Raw genomic sequence first — 17,277 nt, 5'->3', positions numbered from 1 at the left:
ACGGGCCTCTCCTGTCCATCGCCCTCCCGGCCCCAGAGGGGAGGCTACTTTCCTTCCTCGTGCCAGCGGCGCAGCAGGAGGTGCGAGACGAGGGTGAGGCTGAGAAAGATCAGGATTCCGAAGCCCGAGACCAGCACCAGCGCCGCGAACATGCGCGGGATCTGGAGCTGGTAGCCGGTCTCCAGGATGCGGGACGCCAGGCCCGAGGAGGAACCGCCCGTGCCGGCCACGAATTCCGCCACGATCGCGCCGATGAGCGACAAGCCGCCCGAAATCCGCAGCCCGGCCAGGAAATAGGGCAGTGCCGTCGGCAATTGCAGCCGGACCAGCACCTGCCAGCGGCTGGCGCGGTAGAGGCGGAACAGGTCGCGCAAATTCGGGTCCACGCTGTTCAGCCCGGTGGTGGTGTTGGCCAGGATCGGGAAGAAGGCGACGATCCAGGCGCAGATCAGCAGCGCGAGCCAGAGATTGTCGGCCCAGATGATGATGAGCGGCGCGATGGCGACGATGGGCGTCACCTGCAGGATCACCGCATAGGGGTAGAGCGACATCTCCACCACGCGCGACTGCGCGAAGATGATGGCGAGCGCCAGCCCCAGCGTGGCGGCGACGAAGAGCGCGGCGAAGGTGATCTGCGCCGTGATGACGAGCGAGGGCAGGAGCGAGGCCCAGTCCCGCACCAGGGTCTCGGCGATGAGCAGCGGTCCGGGCAGGATATAGGGCGGGATGCCGCGCGCGCGGACCAGCCATTCCCAGCCCAGCAGGAAGAGCAGGCCCACCAGCGTGGGCGCGGCGATGCGCCACGCCCGGCTCATGCCGCCATCGCCGCGGAGAGCGCGTGGGAGACGGCGCGGCAATGCGCGGCATAGGCGGAAGAGGTGCGGAATTCCGGCGCGGCGCGGTCCTCCGCCGGCACGTGCAGCTCGGCCGCGATGCGGCCGGGGCGGGGCGTCATCACCAGGATGCGCTCGGCGAGGAAGACGCTCTCGAAGGTGGAGTGGGTGACGAAGACGACGGTGAAGCGCTCATCCCGCCAGAGCCGCAGCAGGTCCTCGTTCAGGCGGTGGCGGGTGATTTCGTCCAGCGCGGCGAAGGGTTCGTCCATCAGCAGCAGGCGCGGGCGGGTGACGAGGGCGCGGGCGATGGAGACGCGCATCTTCATGCCCCCTGAGAGCATGCGGGGATAGGCGGTTTCGAAGCCCGCGAGGTCCACGCGGGCCAGCGCCTCGCGCGCGCGGCGCTCGGCTTCGGCGCGCGGCGTGCCGGCCAGTTCCAGCGGCAGGGCCACGTTCCGCAACGCCGTGGCCCAGGGCATCAGCGTGGGCTCCTGGAAGACGAAGCCGATCTGGCCGGTCATGTCGGCGCCCCAGGCGAGGTGGCCGGTGCTCGGTTCGATCAGGCCCGCGATCATCCGCAGCAGCGTGGATTTGCCGCAGCCGGAGGGGCCGAGCAGGGCCAGGAAATCGCCCTCGGCGATGTCGAGTGAAACGTCCGCGACGGCCGTCACGCCCGTCGGGAAACGCTTCCCGACGGCGTCCAGCCTCAAGAGAGACATTTCGCCCGGCCGATTCACGCCCTCGCTCCGCGAGGCCGATCGGACGGGGTCAGAGCCCCACCCGCTTGTTCACAAAGCGCAGGTCATAGCCGCGGCGGAAGTCGAGGCCGGCGGGATAGATCCCGGCATCGCGCATCGTGTTGTAGAAGCGCTCCCACCGCGCATCGGTCATCGCCCCCACGCCCATGGTGGTGGCGTCGCCCGAGATGACGATGCCCTGCTCGTTCATCACGCGGATGGCGTAGCTGATGCGCTCCTCGTTCATCTCCGGGTTGTCGCGGATGATGAGGCGGTTGGCGGCGGCGATGTCCTGGCCGCGCATGTACTGCGTCCAGCCCTCGATGCTCGCGTTGATGAAGCGCTGCACCACGTCGGGCCGCGCCTCCATCTGGCTGCGCATGATGTCCACCGTGGTCTGGTAGTTCTCATAGCCCGCATCGGCGATGAGGAAGACCTTGGGGCGCGCGCCGGCCTGGATGGCCGAGAGCGGCTCGGAGGAGAGAAAGCCCTGCTGGATGGCCATGCGGTCCAACAGCCAGGGCTGGATGTTGAAGGTGTAGGGGCGCACCTGCTCGTCCGTGAAGCCGAAGCGCGCCTTGAGGAAGGGCCAGTAGGTGACGCGCCCGCCGGAGCCCACCAGGATGGGCCGGCCGCGCATATCCTCGAAGCTGTTGATGCCGTTGCCCTCATGCGTCATCAGGACCTGCGGGTCCTTCTGCATCATGGCGGCGATGGTGAGCGCGGGCACGTTCTCCCGCACATAGGTCAGCGCCTGGAAGCCGTTGGACATGATCATGTCCACGCGCCCCGCGACGAGCAGGCGCACGGGGTCGAGGTTCGGGCCGCCCTGGCGGAGATCCACCTCCAGGCCCGCGCGGCGATAGAGGCCGGCGGCGACGGCCTGGTAGTAGCCGCCATGCTCGGCCTGGGCGCGCCAGTTCGTGTGGAAGGAGACGCGGTCGAGGCTCTGCGGGACCGCGACGCGCGCACCGGGCACGGCGGCGAGGGCGAAGGCGGCGCCACCGCCCAGCAGGGCGCGGCGTTGGATGCGGTAGCGGGTGCGCATGGCTCTCTCCTCCGGGGATGCGGCGATTATGTGATGCGGGAGCCGCGATGCGCCAGGGTTTCGCGAATCACCCCGCGCGTGAGGTGGCGCGCAGCATGTTGATGATGCCCGAGAAGTCCGCCCCCGCGCCGCCCTCGGCCGCGAAACGCTCATAGAGGGCCAGCGCCGCCGCACCAAGCGGAGTGGCCGCGCCCGCCGCCTCGGCCGCCTGCTGCGAGAGGCCGAGATCCTTCAGCATCAGCGCGGTGGCGAAGCCGGGCTTGTAGTCGCGGTTGGCCGGGCTGCCCGGCACCGGGCCGGGCACCGGGCAATAGGTGGTCAGCGACCAGCATTGGCCGGAGGATTTGCTCGCCACCTCGAACAGCGCCTCGTGGCTGAGGCCGAGCTTCTCGGCGAGCGTAAAGGCCTCGCTCGTGCCGATCATCGAGATGGCCAGCAGCATGTTGTTGCAGAGCTTGGCGGCCTGGCCGGCGCCCGCTTCGCCGCAATGCACGATGGTGCGGCCCATCTTCTCCAGGATCGGTTTCGCCTTGGCGAAGCTGGCCGCATCGCCGCCCACCATGAAGGTGAGCGTACCCGCCTCGGCGCCCATCGTGCCGCCGGAGACGGGGGCGTCGAGCATGGCTCGGCCCGCGGCGACGTCGCGCGCGGTTTCGACGTCGATGGTGGAGCAGTCGATCAGCACGGCATGCGGCTCGGCCACCGGCGCCATCTCGGCCCAGGCGGCGCGGACATGGGCGCCGGCGGGCAGCATGGTGATGACGATGTCGGCGCCGCGCGCCGCGTCGGGGGCGGATTGCGCGCGCTGGATGCCGCCCTCGGCGGCCGCATCCATGGCGGCGGCGCTGAGGTCATAGCCGCGCACCTCATGGCCCGCCTTGGCGAGGTTGCGCGCCATGGGCAGGCCCATATTGCCGAGACCGACGAAACCGATGCGTGCCATGAAGCGTCCTCCGTGTTTGCGGGAAGGCTAATCCAAGCCTCAGGCGCGCTCCACCCCGCCGCCGCGCAGGGGCGTGACGAAATGGCCGGCGGTGGTGAGTGGCGCGCCCGGCTGCTGCACGAAGGGGACGGCGCGATAGAGGGCGTGCAGCTGGTCGCGCCCGGCCACGTGCAGCGTATAGCCGCGCCGGTTGCTGTTGAATTTGAGGTGCGGGTTGGCCTCCATGATCGCGGGCGCCGTCGCCTGGATGTCGCTGCCATCGCCCTCGCTGGTGATGGAGGTGCCGACGAATTCCACCAGCGGGCCGACCTCATTGGCCCAGGCGCGATGCACATCGCCGGTCAACGCCACGCCGCCGGGGCGGCTGGCGAAGAGGTCGAGCAGGCGCTGACGGGCGGCGGGGTAGCCGTCCCAGCTGTCCATGCTGCGCGTGCCGCGCGGAAACAGGCGCGGGGCCAGGAAGATCTGCTGCGCCAGCACCTGCCAGGTGGCCGGGCTGTTCGTGACACCCGCGCGCAGCCAGGCCTCCTGCGCGGGGCCGAGCACCTGCGCGTCGGGGCGGTTCACCGCCTCGCAGGGGAGCACATTGCCGTCGCCGCAGGGCTGGTCGTCGCGGAAGCGGCGCGTGTCCAGCACATGCAGGTCGAGCCGCCGGCCGAAGCGCAGGCGGCGGAAGGCGGTGATTTCGGTGCCGCGCGGCCGCGCCTCGGGGCGGACGGGCATGTGCTCGTACCAGGCCTGGAAGGCGGCGGCGGCGCGCAGCGCGAAGACCTCGGGCGGGGTCGCCATCGGGAAGCGCGTGCCGCCATCGCGCTTGCTGAGCAGGCTGACCCAGTTGTCTTCGATTTCGTGGTCGTCGTAGCTGACGATGAAGGGATGCGCGGCATGGGCGGCGGCGAGGTCGGGGTCGCCGCGATATTGCGCGTAGCGGGCGCGGTAGTCGTCCAGCGTCAGCGTCTCGTCGCCGTGATGCGTGCGGACCACGGGGCCCCAGCCGCGGCTGCCCGGTTGGCGGCCGGCGAATTCGTAGATGTAGTCGCCATAGTGGAAGACGAAGTCGATGTTTTCCTCCGCCGCCGCGTGACGCCAGGCGGTGAAGTGGCCGTGCTCGTAGTTCTGGCAGCCGGCGTTGAGGAAGCGGATCTCGGCATCCGCGCCGGGCGCGGGCGCGGTGCGGGTGCGGCCGATCGGCGTCTCGAAGGGGCCGAAGCGGAAGCGGTAGAAATAGGTGCGCGCGGGCTGCAGCCCATCCAGAACGAGATGGACGGAATGCGCGTCCTCCGGCCGCGCGATCACCTCGCCGGAGCGGAGGATGCGGCGCATGCCCTCATCGGCGGCGAGGTCCCAGCGCAGCGTGACCGGCACGGGCGCCATGCCGCCGCCCGGCTCCAGCGGCGCGGGGGCGAGGCGCGTCCAGAGCACCACGCTCTCCGGCCAGGGATCGCCGGACGCCACGCCCAGCGTGAAGGGATTGCCCTGCGCCTGGGCCCGGGCGCGCGGCGGCTGTGCCACGGCCAGCGCGGCGAAGCCGGTGGCACCGCGCAGCAGGCCGCGCCGCGCGAGCGAGAGCATGTGCCGCGTGGCGCTATCCATCGGCCAGGGCGTCGCGCACCACGGATCGGAATTCCCGCCGGTGCAATTCGCGCAGCACCAGCAGCGAGGCGAGGATGAGCGCCACCGGATGGATGATCCAGGCGAGTGCCGCGAGGCCGAAGTAGTAGGCGCGCAGCCCGGTGTTGAAGTGCCGCGCGGCGCGGTTCGCCACCTTGGCCGCCATCTCGGCCTGGGGCGTGAAATCGGCGCCGAGGCCGATGCCGCCGATGACGATGGAGCAGTAGTTGAACTGGCGCAGCGCCCAGGTGAGCTCGAAGAAGGCGCGCACGAAGATCAGCACCAGCAGCGCGATCCGCATCTCCCAGGCGATGTCGCTCACCGGGGCTTCGGCAAAGGGCAGGGCGGCCAGCACGCGCCGGCCGAGATCGGGCGAGCCGAGGAGTGCCACGAGGCCCGCCAGGATGAAGATGGAGGTATTGGCGAGGAAGCCCGTGCTCTGCATCAGGTTGCCGATGATCGCCGTGTCGCTGATCCGGTTCTCGCGGTTCAGGAGGGCGATCATCCAGCGCCGGCGATGCTCGTCCATCGCCGCGATGACCGAGCGGCGCTGGATGCGCGGCACGCGGTCCACCACGGCGGTGTATCCCGCCCAGCAGGCGAAGAAGACCAAGAGAGCCGCGATATCCAGCGTGGAGAGCAGGCCGCCGATCATCCGCGGGCGAGCTTCCTCTCCACGAAGTCCAGCCGGTCCTGCCCCCAGAAGATTTCGCCCTCGATGACGAAGGAGGGCGCGCCGAAGACGCCGCGATCCAGCGCCGCCTGGCTGTCGGCCTGGCGCACGGCCGCCCATTTCGGGTCGGCCGCGAGTGCAAGAAGCGCGGTGCCATCCTGGCCGCATTCGGCGGCGAGGGATGCGAAATCGGCCACGGGGTCGCGATCCTCGGCCCAGAGGGCCTTCATGATGCGGTGCGCGAGGCGGATGGCCGGCGCATCGCCCTGCGTCTCGCGCAGCGCGATCACGGCTTGCGCGAGCGTGGCTTCGGGGAAGGGGAAGTTTCGGGGCTCCAGCGTCAGCGGCAGGCCGGTCGCCTCGCGCCAGCGGCGCAGCTCCATCATGCGATAGGCTTGGCGTTGCGGCGAGCGCTTGGGCAGCGGCAGCCCGCCCGAGGCCGGAAAGATCAGCCCGAAATCCACCGGCCAGAGCTTCAGCGTCGCCCCGTGCTTCGCGCAGAGCGCCTCGATCCGGGCCGAGCCCAGATAGGTCCAGGGGGAATTCAGGGAACCGTAGTAGTCCACATGCATGGCAAGCATCCTTCCAACGGATGCAGCCTGGGGCAATTTTCCGCCCCCCGGAACCCTCCCGTGGCTTGGCCACGGGAGGAAGAGCCGGAGCCCCGGAAGGTCAGAACCAGTCCGGGGCCCCCAGAAAGACGCGAAGCGTCTTTCTGGGGATCAGCGCATCGCCTTCTTCAGGTTCTCGTCCAGCGCGGCCAGGAAGGCCTGGGTGGAGAGATAGGGCTGGTCCTTGCCGATGAGGATGGCGAGGTCCTTGGTCATCTGCCCGCCCTCGACGGTCGAGATGCAGACCTTCTCCAGCGTCTCGGCGAAGTTCACCACGTCCGGCGTGGCGTCGAACTTGCCGCGATAGGCGAGGCCGCGCGTCCAGGCGAAGATCGAGGCGATCGGGTTGGTGCTGGTCTCGCGGCCCTTCTGGTGCTCGCGATAGTGGCGCGTCACCGTGCCGTGCGCGGCCTCGGACTCGACGGTGTTGCCATCCGGGGAGAGCAGCACCGAGGTCATGAGGCCGAGCGAGCCGAAGCCCTGCGCCACGATGTCCGACTGCACGTCGCCATCGTAGTTCTTGCAGGCCCAGACATAGCCGCCTTCCCACTTCAGCGCGCAGGCCACCATGTCGTCGATCAGGCGGTCCTCATAGACCAGGCCGGCGGCCTTGAACTTGTCGGCGAACTCGGCGTCGAACACCTTGCGGAAGATGTCCTTGAACTCGCCATCATAGGCCTTGAGGATGGTGTTCTTGTGGCTGAAGTACACGGAATAGCCGCGCGAGAGGCCGTAGTTCAGCGAGGCGCGGGCGAAGCCCTCGATGCTGGCGCGGGTGTTGTGCATGCCCATCAGCACGCCGCCGCCGGCCGGGAAGTTGGTCACTTCCAGCTCGACCGGCGCGCCGCCATCGGCGGGCGTCCAGGTCAGCGTGGCCTTGCCGGCGCCCGGGATCTTCGTCTCGGCGGCGCGGTAGATGTCGCCATAGGCGTGGCGGCCGACGACGATCGGCTTGGACCAGTGCGGCACCAGGCGCGGCACGTTCTTGCAGATGATGGGCTCGCGGAAGATCGTGCCGTCGAGGATGTTGCGGATGGTGCCGTTCGGGCTGCGCCACATCTTCTTCAGGCCGAACTCGGCCACGCGCGCCTCATCGGGGGTGATGGTCGCGCACTTCACGCCGACGCCGTACTGCTTGGTGGCGTTGGCGGCGTCCACCGTCACCTGGTCGTCGGTCTGGTCGCGATACTCGATGCCGAGGTCGTAATATTTCAGGTCGATGTCGAGGTACGGCAGGATCAGGCGGTCCTTGATGAACCCCCAGATGATGCGCGTCATCTCATCCCCGTCCATCTCGACGACGGGGGTTTTCACCTTGATCTTTGCCATGTCCTCAATCCCTTGTGCCGCCTTGGCGGCGCCCGGCGGGTGCCGGCCGGCTGGCGGTCGCCCTTGATGTTGCAGTGCGGCGCGCAACATCGCACCGCCGCCCTTTGCGGACAAGCCCGCCAGGGAATTCGCGGCTTGCGGCGCGGACTCGCTGTCTGTTTATTGGAACAAACACCCTGGGGGTTTCCCGGCCATGGCCCTGTCCGGCCGCGCGCTGATCCACGCCTTGCTGCACCGCACCTCCATCGCCTTCATGCTGCTGGTGACGACCCTGCTGGTCGCGAGCTGGCTGCTGATCGAGGACGGCACGCATGGGCTGCGTCAGGCGGCGCTGGCCCGGGCCACCCAGGCTTCGGCGCGTGCGGCGCTGGCGGTGAAGGATGAGCTGCAGGGGGCCGAGGCGCGGCTGCTCCAGGCGCAGCGCGAGGGCCGTGCGGGGCCGGGCGTGGCGCTCTCCCCGCTGCCGCCCGATGTGACGGCCACGGTCTCCGGCGCCGAGGCGGGGCAGCTCCGTTTCTGGCCGCTGCCGCGCGGCGGCGCCACGCCGCCCGAGGTGCTGGCCTTCCTCGTGCCGGCCCAGCCGGGCGCCCCCACGCCCATGCTGCGGATACCCGTGGCGACGCTGGAGGCCCTGCTGGCCCCGCCCGAGGGCACGGCGCTGCGGCTGGTGACCGGCCTCGGCACCGAATTGGCCGCCGCCGGGACGCCGGGCGACGTGCATGCCAGCCTCTGGGTGCGCGAAGCTGCGCTGCGGGTGGATGCGAGCGCCACGCCCGCCAGGATGTCGCTGGCGGTGCTGCTGATCCCCTTCTTCGGCCTCGGCACGCTGGGCTTCATCTTCCAGCGGCACCTGCAACGGACCGACCGGGTGGAGCTGAAGCTGGCGGCGCTGCGCGGCAGCCTGGCGCGCCATGCGGCGCAGCTCAGCGTGAACGAAGCGCGGATGCGCCTCTCGCAGAATGAGCGCCTGGCGGCGGAGCGGCGGGAGCAGGCGCTGGTCGAGGCCTGGCCGGTGCCGGTGGCGCTGCTCGACCCGGAGGGGAAGCTCTCCGCCTGGAATGCCGGTTTCGAGGCGCTGCTGCCGCCGGAGACCCTGCGGCGGGACCTGCCCTCGGGCATGCTGACCCGGCACCTGGATATCCGGGCGCCGGGCAAGGACAATGGCCGGCGGGGCCCGGGGAACCGGCCGCGCATGCGCTCCGTCACCATGGCCGATGGCAGCCGTCTGCTGGAGGCGCTGCCCGAGGCTCCCGCCAAGGGCCTCGACGAGGCGCGGCAGCTCTGCCGGGAGGAGATGCTGGCCCTCGCCCCGCAGCTGCGCGAGGCGGTGCGGCTCGGCGATGGCGCGGCGGCACGGCGGCAGGCGCATGCGATCCGGGGCCTGGCCGCCAATTTCGGGCTCACCGCGCTGGTGCCCGTGTTGCAGGCCCTGGAAGCCGCGGCCGCCGCACCCCAGATGGCGGGTCTGGGGGCGGCGCTGGACGCCTTCGAGCGCGAATTCGAGGCGGCGCTTCGGCAATTGGGAAGCGCGGCGGCCTGAGCCGCGCTTGTGCGGTTGCGCGGGCGGTAACGAAGCGCGAGACTGAGGCCAATCAACTCCCTGGAGGGCATTCGCCATGGATATCGTCATCGCCTCCGCCGCGCGCACGCCGGTGGGCAGCTTCAACGGGGCCTTCGCCACCCTCGCCGCCCATGACCTGGGCAAGGTCGCGATCGAGGCCGCGCTCTCCCGCGCGGGCGTCGCCGCGACCGATGTGGATGAGGTGATCCTGGGCCAGATCCTCGCGGCCGGCGCCGGGCAGAACCCGGCCCGCCAGGCGGCGGTGAACGCCGGCATCCCGGTCGAGCGGACGGCCTTCGGCATCAATCAGCTCTGTGGCTCCGGCCTGCGCGCCGTGGCGCTCGCGGCGCAGCAGATCGCGACGGGGGATGCCTCGATCGTGGTGGCCGGCGGCCAGGAGAGCATGACCCAGGCGCCGCATTGCGCGCAGATGCGCGCGGGCCAGAAGATGGGCAGCCTGGAGCTGGTGGACACCATGCTGCGCGACGGCCTGATGGACGCCTTCCACGGCTACCACATGGGCAACACGGCCGAGAATGTGGCGCAGAAATACCAGCTGACGCGCCAGGAGCAGGACGAGTTCGCCGCCGCCAGCCAGCGCAAGGCGGGCGAGGCGATGGCCGCCGGCCGCTTCAAGGACGAGATCGCGCCCGTCACGGTGAAGACCCGCAAGGGCGACGTCGTGGTGAGCCAGGACGAGTATCCGAAGCCGGAGACGACGGCCGAGGTGCTGGCCAAGCTGCGCCCGGCCTTCAACAAGGAGGGCACGGTCACGGCCGGCAATGCCTCGGGCATCAATGACGGTGCTGCGGCGGTGGTGGTCATGTCGGCCGAGGAGGCGCGGCGCCGGGGCATCACGCCGCTGGCGCGCATCGTGAGCTGGGCGACGGCGGGGGTGGACCCCTCTATCATGGGCACGGGGCCGATCCCGGCGAGCCGCAAGGCGCTGGCCAAGGCCGGCTGGACCGTGGGCGACCTCGACCTGATCGAGGCGAACGAGGCCTTCGCGGCGCAGGCCTGCGCGGTGAACAAGGACCTCGGCTGGGACACGGCCAAGGTGAACGTGAATGGTGGCGCCATCGCGCTGGGCCACCCCATCGGCGCCTCGGGCGCGCGCGTGCTGACCACGCTGCTCTATGAGATGCAGCGCCGGGACGCCAAGAAGGGCCTGGTGACGCTGTGCATTGGCGGCGGCATGGGCGTCGCCATGTGCCTGCAGCGCGACTGAGGCCGCAGGCCTCAGTCACAACTGGGGTCCGGGGCTTTTCGGCCCCGGCGGGTCCAGGGCAGCGCCCTGGACTTTTTTGTTTCAGATGAACTGCCCGCGCAGGAACCCGAGCGCGGGCAGCGGTGTCCACTTCCGCGGCAGGTCCGAGCGCCGGATGGGCGTCACGCTGTAATGCGGCAGGGGCTGCTTGGAGCGTTCCAGGAAATCGGCATAGGCCCGCACCTGCTGGGCCCGCCAGGCGCGGTCCTCCAGGGCCGCGGCCCGGCTGCGGAAGATCTCGGCCACGCGGTTGGCGCGGCCGACGGTGGCGACCACCGCCCACAAGGTATCCTCGTCGCCTCGCGGCAGCGATGTGATGTCCCGCATGGTCCCAGATAATGGAAGGCCGCGTGGGCGGGTCAAGCGGATCATGCGGCCCGGCGGCTGAAAAATCGGCCATGAAAAAGGCGCCGGAGGTTTCCCCCCGGCGCCCTTTCGAGTCCCCCGGATCGGGAGGTGCAGCCTTACCCCAGGCGCTCGCCATGCTGCGTGACGTCGAGGCCCTCGCGCTCCTCCTCCTCGGAGACGCGCAGGCCGACCATAGCATCCACGATCTTCAGCAGGATGAAGGTGCCCACGGCCGAGTAGGCGATGGTCACCAGCACCGACTTCACCTGGATCCAGAGCATGTCGGGGTTGCCATAGAGCAGGCCGGAATAGGCGATCGCGGCCTCGGCATCGTCCGTCTTGTAGAGCATGCCATAGGCGAAGACGCCGGTGAGGATGGCGCCCAGGATGCCGCCCACGCCGTGCACGCCGAAGGCGTCGAGGCTGTCGTCATAGCCCAGCGCCTTCTTCAGCGCCGTCGCGGCCCAGAAGCAGATCACGCCCGAGGCGCCGCCGATGATCAGCGCGGCACCCGGGAAGACCCAGCCCGAGGCCGGGGTGATGGCGACCAGGCCCGCGATGGCGCCCGAGATGGCGCCCAGCGCGGAAGGCTTGCCCTTGGTGGCCCACTCGGCGAAGACCCAGGTGAGCGTGCCGGCCGCGGCGGCGACCATGGTCACCAGCATGGCCATGCCCGCACGGCCATCGGCGGCGAGCGCGGAGCCGGCGTTGAAGCCGAACCAGCCCACCCAGAGCAGCGAGGCGCCGATCATGGCGAATGCCAGGTTGTAGGGCGACATGTTGTCATGCCCGTAGCCCACGCGCTTGCCCAGCACGAGCGCGGCGACGAGGCCGGCCACGCCCGCATTGATGTGCACCACCGTGCCGCCCGCGAAGTCCAGCGCGCCCCAGGCCCAGATGAGGCCCGAGGGGTGCCACACCGCATGCGCGATCGGCGAATAGATCAGCAGCGACCAGGGCACGATGAAGAGGCAGACGGCGCTGAACTTCATGCGGTCCGCCACCGCGCCGAAGATCAGCGCGGCCGTGATGATGGCGAAGGTCATCTGGAACATGACGAAGACGGTCTCGGGGATGGTCGTCGCCACCTCGCTCTCACCGCCCAGGCCCTTGCCCAGGATGAAGGGACCGTTCCACTCGATGCCTGAGAGCATGACCTTGGAGAAGTCGCCGAAATAGAGGCCGCCATTGCCGAAGGCGATGGAATAGCCCGCGACCATCCAGGTGACGGCGATGAGCGCGGCCACGAAGAAGGACTGCATCATGGTGGCCAGCACCGTCTTCTTGCGGACCATGCCAGCATAGAAGAGCGCGAGGCCCGGCAGCGTCATCATCAGCACGAGGCAGGTGGCGACGATCATCCAGGCAGTGTTGCCGGCATCGAGCTTCGGCTCGTCCGCCGCCAGGGCCGGCAGCGCGCCGAGCGCGAGGGCCGGGGCGGCCAGCAAGGCGGCGCGCATCCAGGGTTTCATGGTCAGGCTTCTCCCAAGGGAAAGGGCGCGAACCGGCGCCGTGTCAGATTGTGTGGTGAGGCTCACAGGGCCGCGCCGTCGGTTTCGCCGGTGCGGATGCGCAGCGCGCGATCCAGGTCGAGCACGAAGATCTTGCCGTCGCCGATCTTGCCGGTGCGCGCGGCGCCGGCGATGGCCTCCACCACCGCATCCGCGAGCTCCGCCGCCACGGCGACCTCGATCTTGAGCTTGGGCAGGAAGCTCACCTGGTATTCGGCGCCGCGGTAGATCTCGGTCTGGCCCTTCTGCCGCCCGAACCCCTTCACTTCCGTCACCGTCAGGCCCTGGACGCCGAGCGGGGTGAGCGCGTCGCGCACCTCGTCCAGCTTGAAGGGCTTGATGACCGCCATCACGAGCTTCATCCGCCTGCCTTTCATGCAAAAAATCGCCGGCCCGAGCCCGGCTCCCGACCTGCCATCCAAGAGTCATGCCAACAGCGAAACCCTTGTCGTTCCGGGCCTTGCAGGGGGCGTTGCCCAAATTGCGGGCAATTGTGCAGGCGCGAAGGCGAGTCTTTTGGCCCTCCGGGGTCCCCCGCTCTCTTGCGTCCCCCCGCTCTTGTATTGGCCGCGAATGGCCTAAGCTCTGGCCCATGAACCCGATCGCCGCGCCTGACCTGATTTCAACGCCCAGCCTCACGGTCGCCGTCGCGATCATCGGCGCGGGGCCGGTGGGGGCCACGCTGGCCGCCGCCCTGGCCGCGCGGGGCGTGCCGGTGGCGGTGGTGGATGCCGCCCCCCTGCCGCCCATGGAACTGGCCGGCTTCGACGGCCGGGCCTATGCCATCGCGCTCGCCTCCAAGCGGCTGCTGGAGGCGGCCGGCATCTGGGAGCGGCTGCCAGGCGCGCCCTGCCCGATCGAGGGCATCAAGGTGGCCGATGGCCGCGTGGGCGAGGCGCCCTCCTCCCTCGACCTCGATTTCGAGGCCGCCGAGGTGGCGGAAGAGCCCTTCGGCTGGATGGTGGAGGCCCGCGCGCTGCGCGTGGCGCTGAACGCCCGGCTGCCGCACCTGGCCCACCTCCAGGCCTTCGCGCCGATGACGGCGAAGGTGGCACGCGATTCCGAGGGCGCCACCGTGACGCTGGCGGACGGGCGGGTGATCCGCGCCGCCCTGGTGGTGGGTGCCGAAGGGCGGGGCAGCCCGCTCAGGCAGCAGGCCGGCATCGGCACCGCGCGGCATGATTACGGGCAGATCGGCCTCGTCGGCGCCTTCGCGCATGAGAAGCCGCATCACAACCGCGCGCTGGAGCTCTTCCTGCCGGCGGGGCCTTTCGCGCAGCTGCCGCTGGCCCATCTCGGCAGCTTCGGGACCAGCACGCTGCCGCATGCCTCCAGCTTCGTCTGGACCGAGCGGCGGAGTGTCGCGCAGCGCATGCTGGCTCTGTCGGACGCCGATTTCGCGCGGGAATTGCGGCGGCGGATCGGCGACCATCTGGGCGCCATCGAGCCCATCGGCCGGCGCTGGCACTACCCGCTGACCGCGATGCACGCGACGCGCTATGTGGCCGAGCGGCTCGCGCTGGTGGGGGATGCGGCGCATGGCATGCACCCCATCGCGGGGCAGGGGCTGAACATCGGCTTCCGCGACGTGGCTGCGCTGACCGACCTCGTGGCCGAGGCCCATGAGGCCGGCGAGGATGTGGGCGGTGCCGCGCTGCTGGCGCGCTACCAGGCGAAGCGGCGGCCGGATGCCCTGATGATGATCGGCGCCACGCATGTGCTGGAGAAGCTGTTCGGCAACGATATCGGCCCGGTGCGGTGGGCGCGGCGGCTGGGCATCGCGGCGGTGGACCGGATTCCGGGCCTCAAGCGCGCCTTCGCCCGGCAGGCGATGGGGCTGCCGCTCAGGGGGTGAGACCCCGATGCGTCACCCGCTTCCGCTGGCCTTTCCCGAGACTCCGGCCCTGCTGGAGGCCAAGGCGGCCACCACGGAGGGGGAGGTGCGCCGGCCTCACGGAGGCGCGTGCCAGCAAGGCCATGGAGGGGATGGACCGGATATGGTCGAATGCGCCGCGGACCGGCGCGCCGCGTGGGACGGGTGACGCATCTCCGGGCTGGGGTTTGCGGAATTCGGGCGGGTCAGCGGAAACAACAGCGGCATCAGGAATCTGGTAGGGACAGAATGGCGAAGCACCTCTTTCCAGGGGCGCGCAGCCGGTAAATGCAAGCGTGCTGGCCTTGGCCACGGCGATCGTCACGGGGGCCGTGGGCTATGTCTACGGTGTCGCCAACGATATCCGAAAAGCCAGGCTCGCCTTCGTGAATGCGCAGATCGAGCGCCTCTACGGGCCGCTTTATGCGGCGACACAAGCCAACGCCGCTGTCCGGGACGTCTTCATCCAGCAACATTGGCGGGATCAGGAGGCCGGCGACGACAGCCCTGCCTTTTTTGACGATCACAATCCGCCGACGGTCGAGCAGGTGCGTCGGTGGCGTCACTGGATGAGGACGGTCTTCCAGCCGCTGAATCTCAGGATGGAGGAGGCGATCATCGCCGCTTGGGGCCCCGACGACTTCGCGGATTGCGGACCAACGGCGCCCCGGACATCACGGAAAACGCCGTGCGCGGCGCTGACGGCGGTGCGGAACACGGCCGGCCTGAACCACCCGGAGGCCCTCGTTCGGTGCGTCGCGGACGACTATGTCAGCCTGAAGCGCCATCAGCAGAGCCTGCAGGGCGGCTTCCTCACCGCACTCTTCGCCGCGAATCCGACGCGCTCCGCCAGGAGCGGTCCGGGCTCGGAGGTCATCCGGAGAAACCCGCAAAGCCCGCCGCCCGGGTAGCCGCGGCGCGGCGCCGGCGATGATTGACAGGCGCGCTCCGCGCCGTGTCCCCTCGCGGCAGACCCGCGAGGAGGCGCCCGATGGACGATCACGACCAGACGAAGAAGCCCTTCAGGCTGCGCAGCCAGCGCTGGTTCGATGACCCGGGCGATCCGGGCATGACGGCGCTCTATTCCGAGCGCCAGCTCAATTTCGGCATGACCTTCGATGAGCTGCAGTCGGGCCGGCCCATCATCGGCATCAGCCAGACGGGCAGCGACATCGCGCCCTGCAACCGGCATCACACCATCCTCGCGCAGCGCATCAAGGAGGGCATCCGCGATGCCGGCGGCGTGCCGCTGGAATTCCCGGTGCATCCCATCCAGGAAACCCTGAAGCGGCCGACCGCCGCACTCGACCGCAACCTGCAATATCTCTCGCTGGTCGAGGTGCTGCACGGCTACCCGCTGGATGGCGTGGTGCTGACCATCGGCTGCGACAAGACGCCCGGCGCGGGGTTGATGGCGGCGGCCACGATGAACATCCCCGCACTCGCCTTCTCCGGCGGGCCGATGCTGGATGGCTGGCACAAGGGGCGGCTGGTCGGCTCCGGCACCGTGGTCTGGGAGGCGCGGCGCATGCTGGCGGCGGGCGAGATCGACTATCGGCAGTTCATGGAGATGGTGGCGGCCAGCAGCACCTCCTGGGGGCATTGCTCCACCATGGGCACGGCGCTTTCGATGAATTCGCTGGTGGAGGCGGTGGGGATGAGCCTGACGGGCTGCGCTGCCATTCCCGGCCCGCATCGCGAGCGCGCGCAGATGGCCTATTGGTCCGGCCGGCGCATCGTCGAGATGGTGCGCGAGAACCTCACGCCCTCGGCGATCATGACGCGAAAGGCCTTCGAGAATGCGGTGGCGGTGGCGAGCGCCATCGGCGCCAGCTCCAACTGCCCCCCGCACATGATCGCCATCGCGCGGCATATGGGGGTGGAGCACACGCTGGAGGACTGGCAGCGCGTGGGCGCCGACATCCCGCTGCTGGTGGATTGCCAGCCGGCCGGGCGCTTCCTGGGCGAGGCCTTCCACCGCGCCGGCGGCGTGCCGGCCGTGATGCGTGAATTGCTGGAGGCCGGGCGGCTGCATGGCGATGTGATGACGGCGACGGGCAAGACGGTGGCGGACAACCTGGCCGCGATTCCGCTCTCACCGGACCGCGAGGTGATCCGCGCCTATGCGAAGCCGATGAAGGAGCAGGCGGGCTACCTGGTCCTCACCGGCAACATCTTCGACAACGCGGTCATCAAGGTGAGCGTCATTGATGCCGAGTTCCGCCGGCGCTTCTTCTCCGAGGACCCCGATGTGTTCGAGGGCAAGGTGGCGGTCTTCGAGGGGCCGGAGGATTACCACGCCCGCATCGAGGACCCCGCGCTGGGCATTGACGAGAAGACCGTGCTGGTGATCCGCAATTGCGGGCCGGTGGGCTATCCCGGCTCGGCCGAGGTGGTGAACATGCAGCCGCCGGCCGCGCTGATCAAAGCCGGCATCCGGGCGCTGCCCACCATGGGCGATGGGCGGCAGAGCGGCACCTCGGGCTCGCCCTCCATCCTGAACGTCTCGCCCGAGGCGGCGGTGGGCGGGGGCCTGGCGCTGCTGCGCCATGGAGACCCGATCCGGATTGATCTCAAGACGCGGCGGGTGGATGTGCTGATCCCGGAGGCGGAGCTGGCCGCGCGCCGCGCCGCCTGGACGGCGCCCAGGCTGGTCCACAAGACGCCGTGGGAGGAGATCTACCGCAATTCCGTCGGCCAGCTCGGTAATGGCGCCTGCCTGGAGGCGGCGACGCTGTATCTCAACATCCTGGAGACGCGCGGCGAGAGCCGGCATAACCACTGATGAGCGATGGATTTGCTGGGGAAGTGGTGGAGCTGAGGGGAATCGAACCCCTGACCTCGTCATTGCGAACGACGCGCTCTACCAACTGAGCTACAGCCCCGCACCACATCACCGGCATTCACGCACCGGCTGCGGGGCGCGTCA

16 protein-coding genes and 1 tRNA gene are annotated in these 17,277 nt (G+C 69.9%); 5 read left to right on the top strand and 12 right to left on the bottom strand.

Annotated elements, in window-relative coordinates:
• Window positions 1-44: 44 nt before the first annotated feature.
• The 8 genes from ACQ860_RS12525 to ACQ860_RS12490 all read right to left on the bottom strand — a co-directional run bounded on the left by ACQ860_RS12525 (window position 45) and on the right by ACQ860_RS12490 (window position 7,788).
• Window positions 45-815 carry an ABC transporter permease gene (locus ACQ860_RS12525; protein WP_431303680.1) on the bottom strand — a complete coding sequence of 257 codons (771 nt, stop codon included), beginning with the start codon at window positions 813-815 and terminating at the stop codon, window positions 45-47.
• The gene (locus tag ACQ860_RS12520) at window positions 812-1,555 is read right to left on the bottom strand and encodes an ABC transporter ATP-binding protein (RefSeq protein WP_431303679.1); all 744 of its coding nucleotides are present in this window, start codon (window positions 1,553-1,555) and stop codon (window positions 812-814) included. Before ACQ860_RS12520 ends, ACQ860_RS12525 begins: the two co-directional genes overlap by 4 nt.
• Window positions 1,556-1,604: 49 nt before the next feature.
• Window positions 1,605-2,621 (bottom strand): ABC transporter substrate-binding protein, encoded by a 1,017-nt coding sequence (locus ACQ860_RS12515; protein ID WP_431303678.1) that lies wholly within the window; start codon window positions 2,619-2,621, stop codon window positions 1,605-1,607.
• 67 nt (window positions 2,622-2,688) lie between these two features.
• On the bottom strand, window positions 2,689-3,564 hold the full coding sequence (gene mmsB / locus ACQ860_RS12510; RefSeq protein WP_431303677.1) for a 3-hydroxyisobutyrate dehydrogenase: 876 nt from the start codon (window positions 3,562-3,564) through the stop codon (window positions 2,689-2,691).
• A gap of 39 nt (window positions 3,565-3,603) precedes the next feature.
• Window positions 3,604-5,157 carry an alkaline phosphatase D family protein gene (locus ACQ860_RS12505; protein WP_431303676.1) on the bottom strand — a complete coding sequence of 518 codons (1,554 nt, stop codon included), beginning with the start codon at window positions 5,155-5,157 and terminating at the stop codon, window positions 3,604-3,606.
• Entirely contained in the window at window positions 5,150-5,830 is a 681-nt protein-coding gene (locus tag ACQ860_RS12500) for a DUF599 domain-containing protein (RefSeq protein WP_431303675.1), read from the bottom strand. The genes ACQ860_RS12505 and ACQ860_RS12500 overlap by 8 nt, the downstream gene beginning before the upstream one ends.
• Window positions 5,827-6,420: a 2-hydroxychromene-2-carboxylate isomerase gene (locus ACQ860_RS12495; RefSeq protein ID WP_431303674.1), complete on the bottom strand. Its 594-nt coding sequence runs from the start codon at window positions 6,418-6,420 to the stop codon at window positions 5,827-5,829. The genes ACQ860_RS12500 and ACQ860_RS12495 overlap by 4 nt, the downstream gene beginning before the upstream one ends.
• Window positions 6,421-6,570: 150 nt before the next feature.
• Window positions 6,571-7,788 carry an NADP-dependent isocitrate dehydrogenase gene (locus ACQ860_RS12490; RefSeq protein WP_431303673.1) on the bottom strand — a complete coding sequence of 406 codons (1,218 nt, stop codon included), beginning with the start codon at window positions 7,786-7,788 and terminating at the stop codon, window positions 6,571-6,573.
• 193 nt (window positions 7,789-7,981) lie between these two features.
• Between ACQ860_RS12490 and ACQ860_RS12485 the strand changes: the two genes are divergently transcribed.
• Both ACQ860_RS12485 and ACQ860_RS12480 read left to right on the top strand, forming a co-directional pair.
• Entirely contained in the window at window positions 7,982-9,328 is a 1,347-nt protein-coding gene (locus ACQ860_RS12485; protein WP_431303672.1) for an Hpt domain-containing protein, read from the top strand.
• 76 nt (window positions 9,329-9,404) lie between these two features.
• Window positions 9,405-10,577: an acetyl-CoA C-acetyltransferase gene (locus tag ACQ860_RS12480; RefSeq protein WP_431303671.1), complete on the top strand. Its 1,173-nt coding sequence runs from the start codon at window positions 9,405-9,407 to the stop codon at window positions 10,575-10,577.
• Between the two features lie 81 nt (window positions 10,578-10,658).
• On the opposite strand, the gene ACQ860_RS12475 is transcribed toward ACQ860_RS12480, so the two are convergent.
• The 3 genes from ACQ860_RS12475 to ACQ860_RS12465 all read right to left on the bottom strand — a co-directional run bounded on the left by ACQ860_RS12475 (window position 10,659) and on the right by ACQ860_RS12465 (window position 12,837).
• Window positions 10,659-10,943: a hypothetical protein gene (locus ACQ860_RS12475; protein WP_213612227.1), complete on the bottom strand. Its 285-nt coding sequence runs from the start codon at window positions 10,941-10,943 to the stop codon at window positions 10,659-10,661.
• Between the two features lie 137 nt (window positions 10,944-11,080).
• Entirely contained in the window at window positions 11,081-12,436 is a 1,356-nt protein-coding gene (locus ACQ860_RS12470) for an ammonium transporter (protein ID WP_431303670.1), read from the bottom strand.
• Between the two features lie 62 nt (window positions 12,437-12,498).
• Complete coding sequence (locus ACQ860_RS12465; RefSeq protein ID WP_431303669.1) at window positions 12,499-12,837, bottom strand: P-II family nitrogen regulator; 339 nt, start codon at window positions 12,835-12,837, stop codon at window positions 12,499-12,501.
• A 230-nt stretch (window positions 12,838-13,067) separates the two neighbouring features.
• On the opposite strand from ACQ860_RS12465, the gene ACQ860_RS12460 reads away from it, so the two are divergent.
• From ACQ860_RS12460 to ACQ860_RS12450, 3 genes are all read left to right on the top strand, one after another.
• Complete coding sequence (locus tag ACQ860_RS12460; RefSeq protein ID WP_431303668.1) at window positions 13,068-14,330, top strand: UbiH/UbiF/VisC/COQ6 family ubiquinone biosynthesis hydroxylase; 1,263 nt, start codon at window positions 13,068-13,070, stop codon at window positions 14,328-14,330.
• Between the two features lie 314 nt (window positions 14,331-14,644).
• Window positions 14,645-15,259, top strand: coding sequence for a hypothetical protein (locus tag ACQ860_RS12455; RefSeq protein ID WP_431303667.1), 615 nt, complete (start codon window positions 14,645-14,647; stop codon window positions 15,257-15,259).
• A gap of 80 nt (window positions 15,260-15,339) precedes the next feature.
• Window positions 15,340-17,133, top strand: a complete 1,794-nt coding sequence (locus ACQ860_RS12450; RefSeq protein WP_431303666.1) for an IlvD/Edd family dehydratase — start codon at window positions 15,340-15,342, stop codon at window positions 17,131-17,133.
• A 24-nt stretch (window positions 17,134-17,157) separates the two neighbouring features.
• Here ACQ860_RS12450 and ACQ860_RS12445 read toward each other — a convergent pair.
• A tRNA-Ala gene (locus tag ACQ860_RS12445) sits at window positions 17,158-17,233 on the bottom strand.
• Window positions 17,234-17,277 lie beyond the last annotated feature (44 nt).

The organism is Sediminicoccus sp. BL-A-41-H5 (genome assembly GCF_050632405.1).
Taxonomy (GTDB): domain Bacteria; phylum Pseudomonadota; class Alphaproteobacteria; order Acetobacterales; family Acetobacteraceae; genus Roseococcus.
Note: the sequence above shows the minus strand (reverse complement) of the source record. Positions and strands in the feature narration are given on the sequence as shown.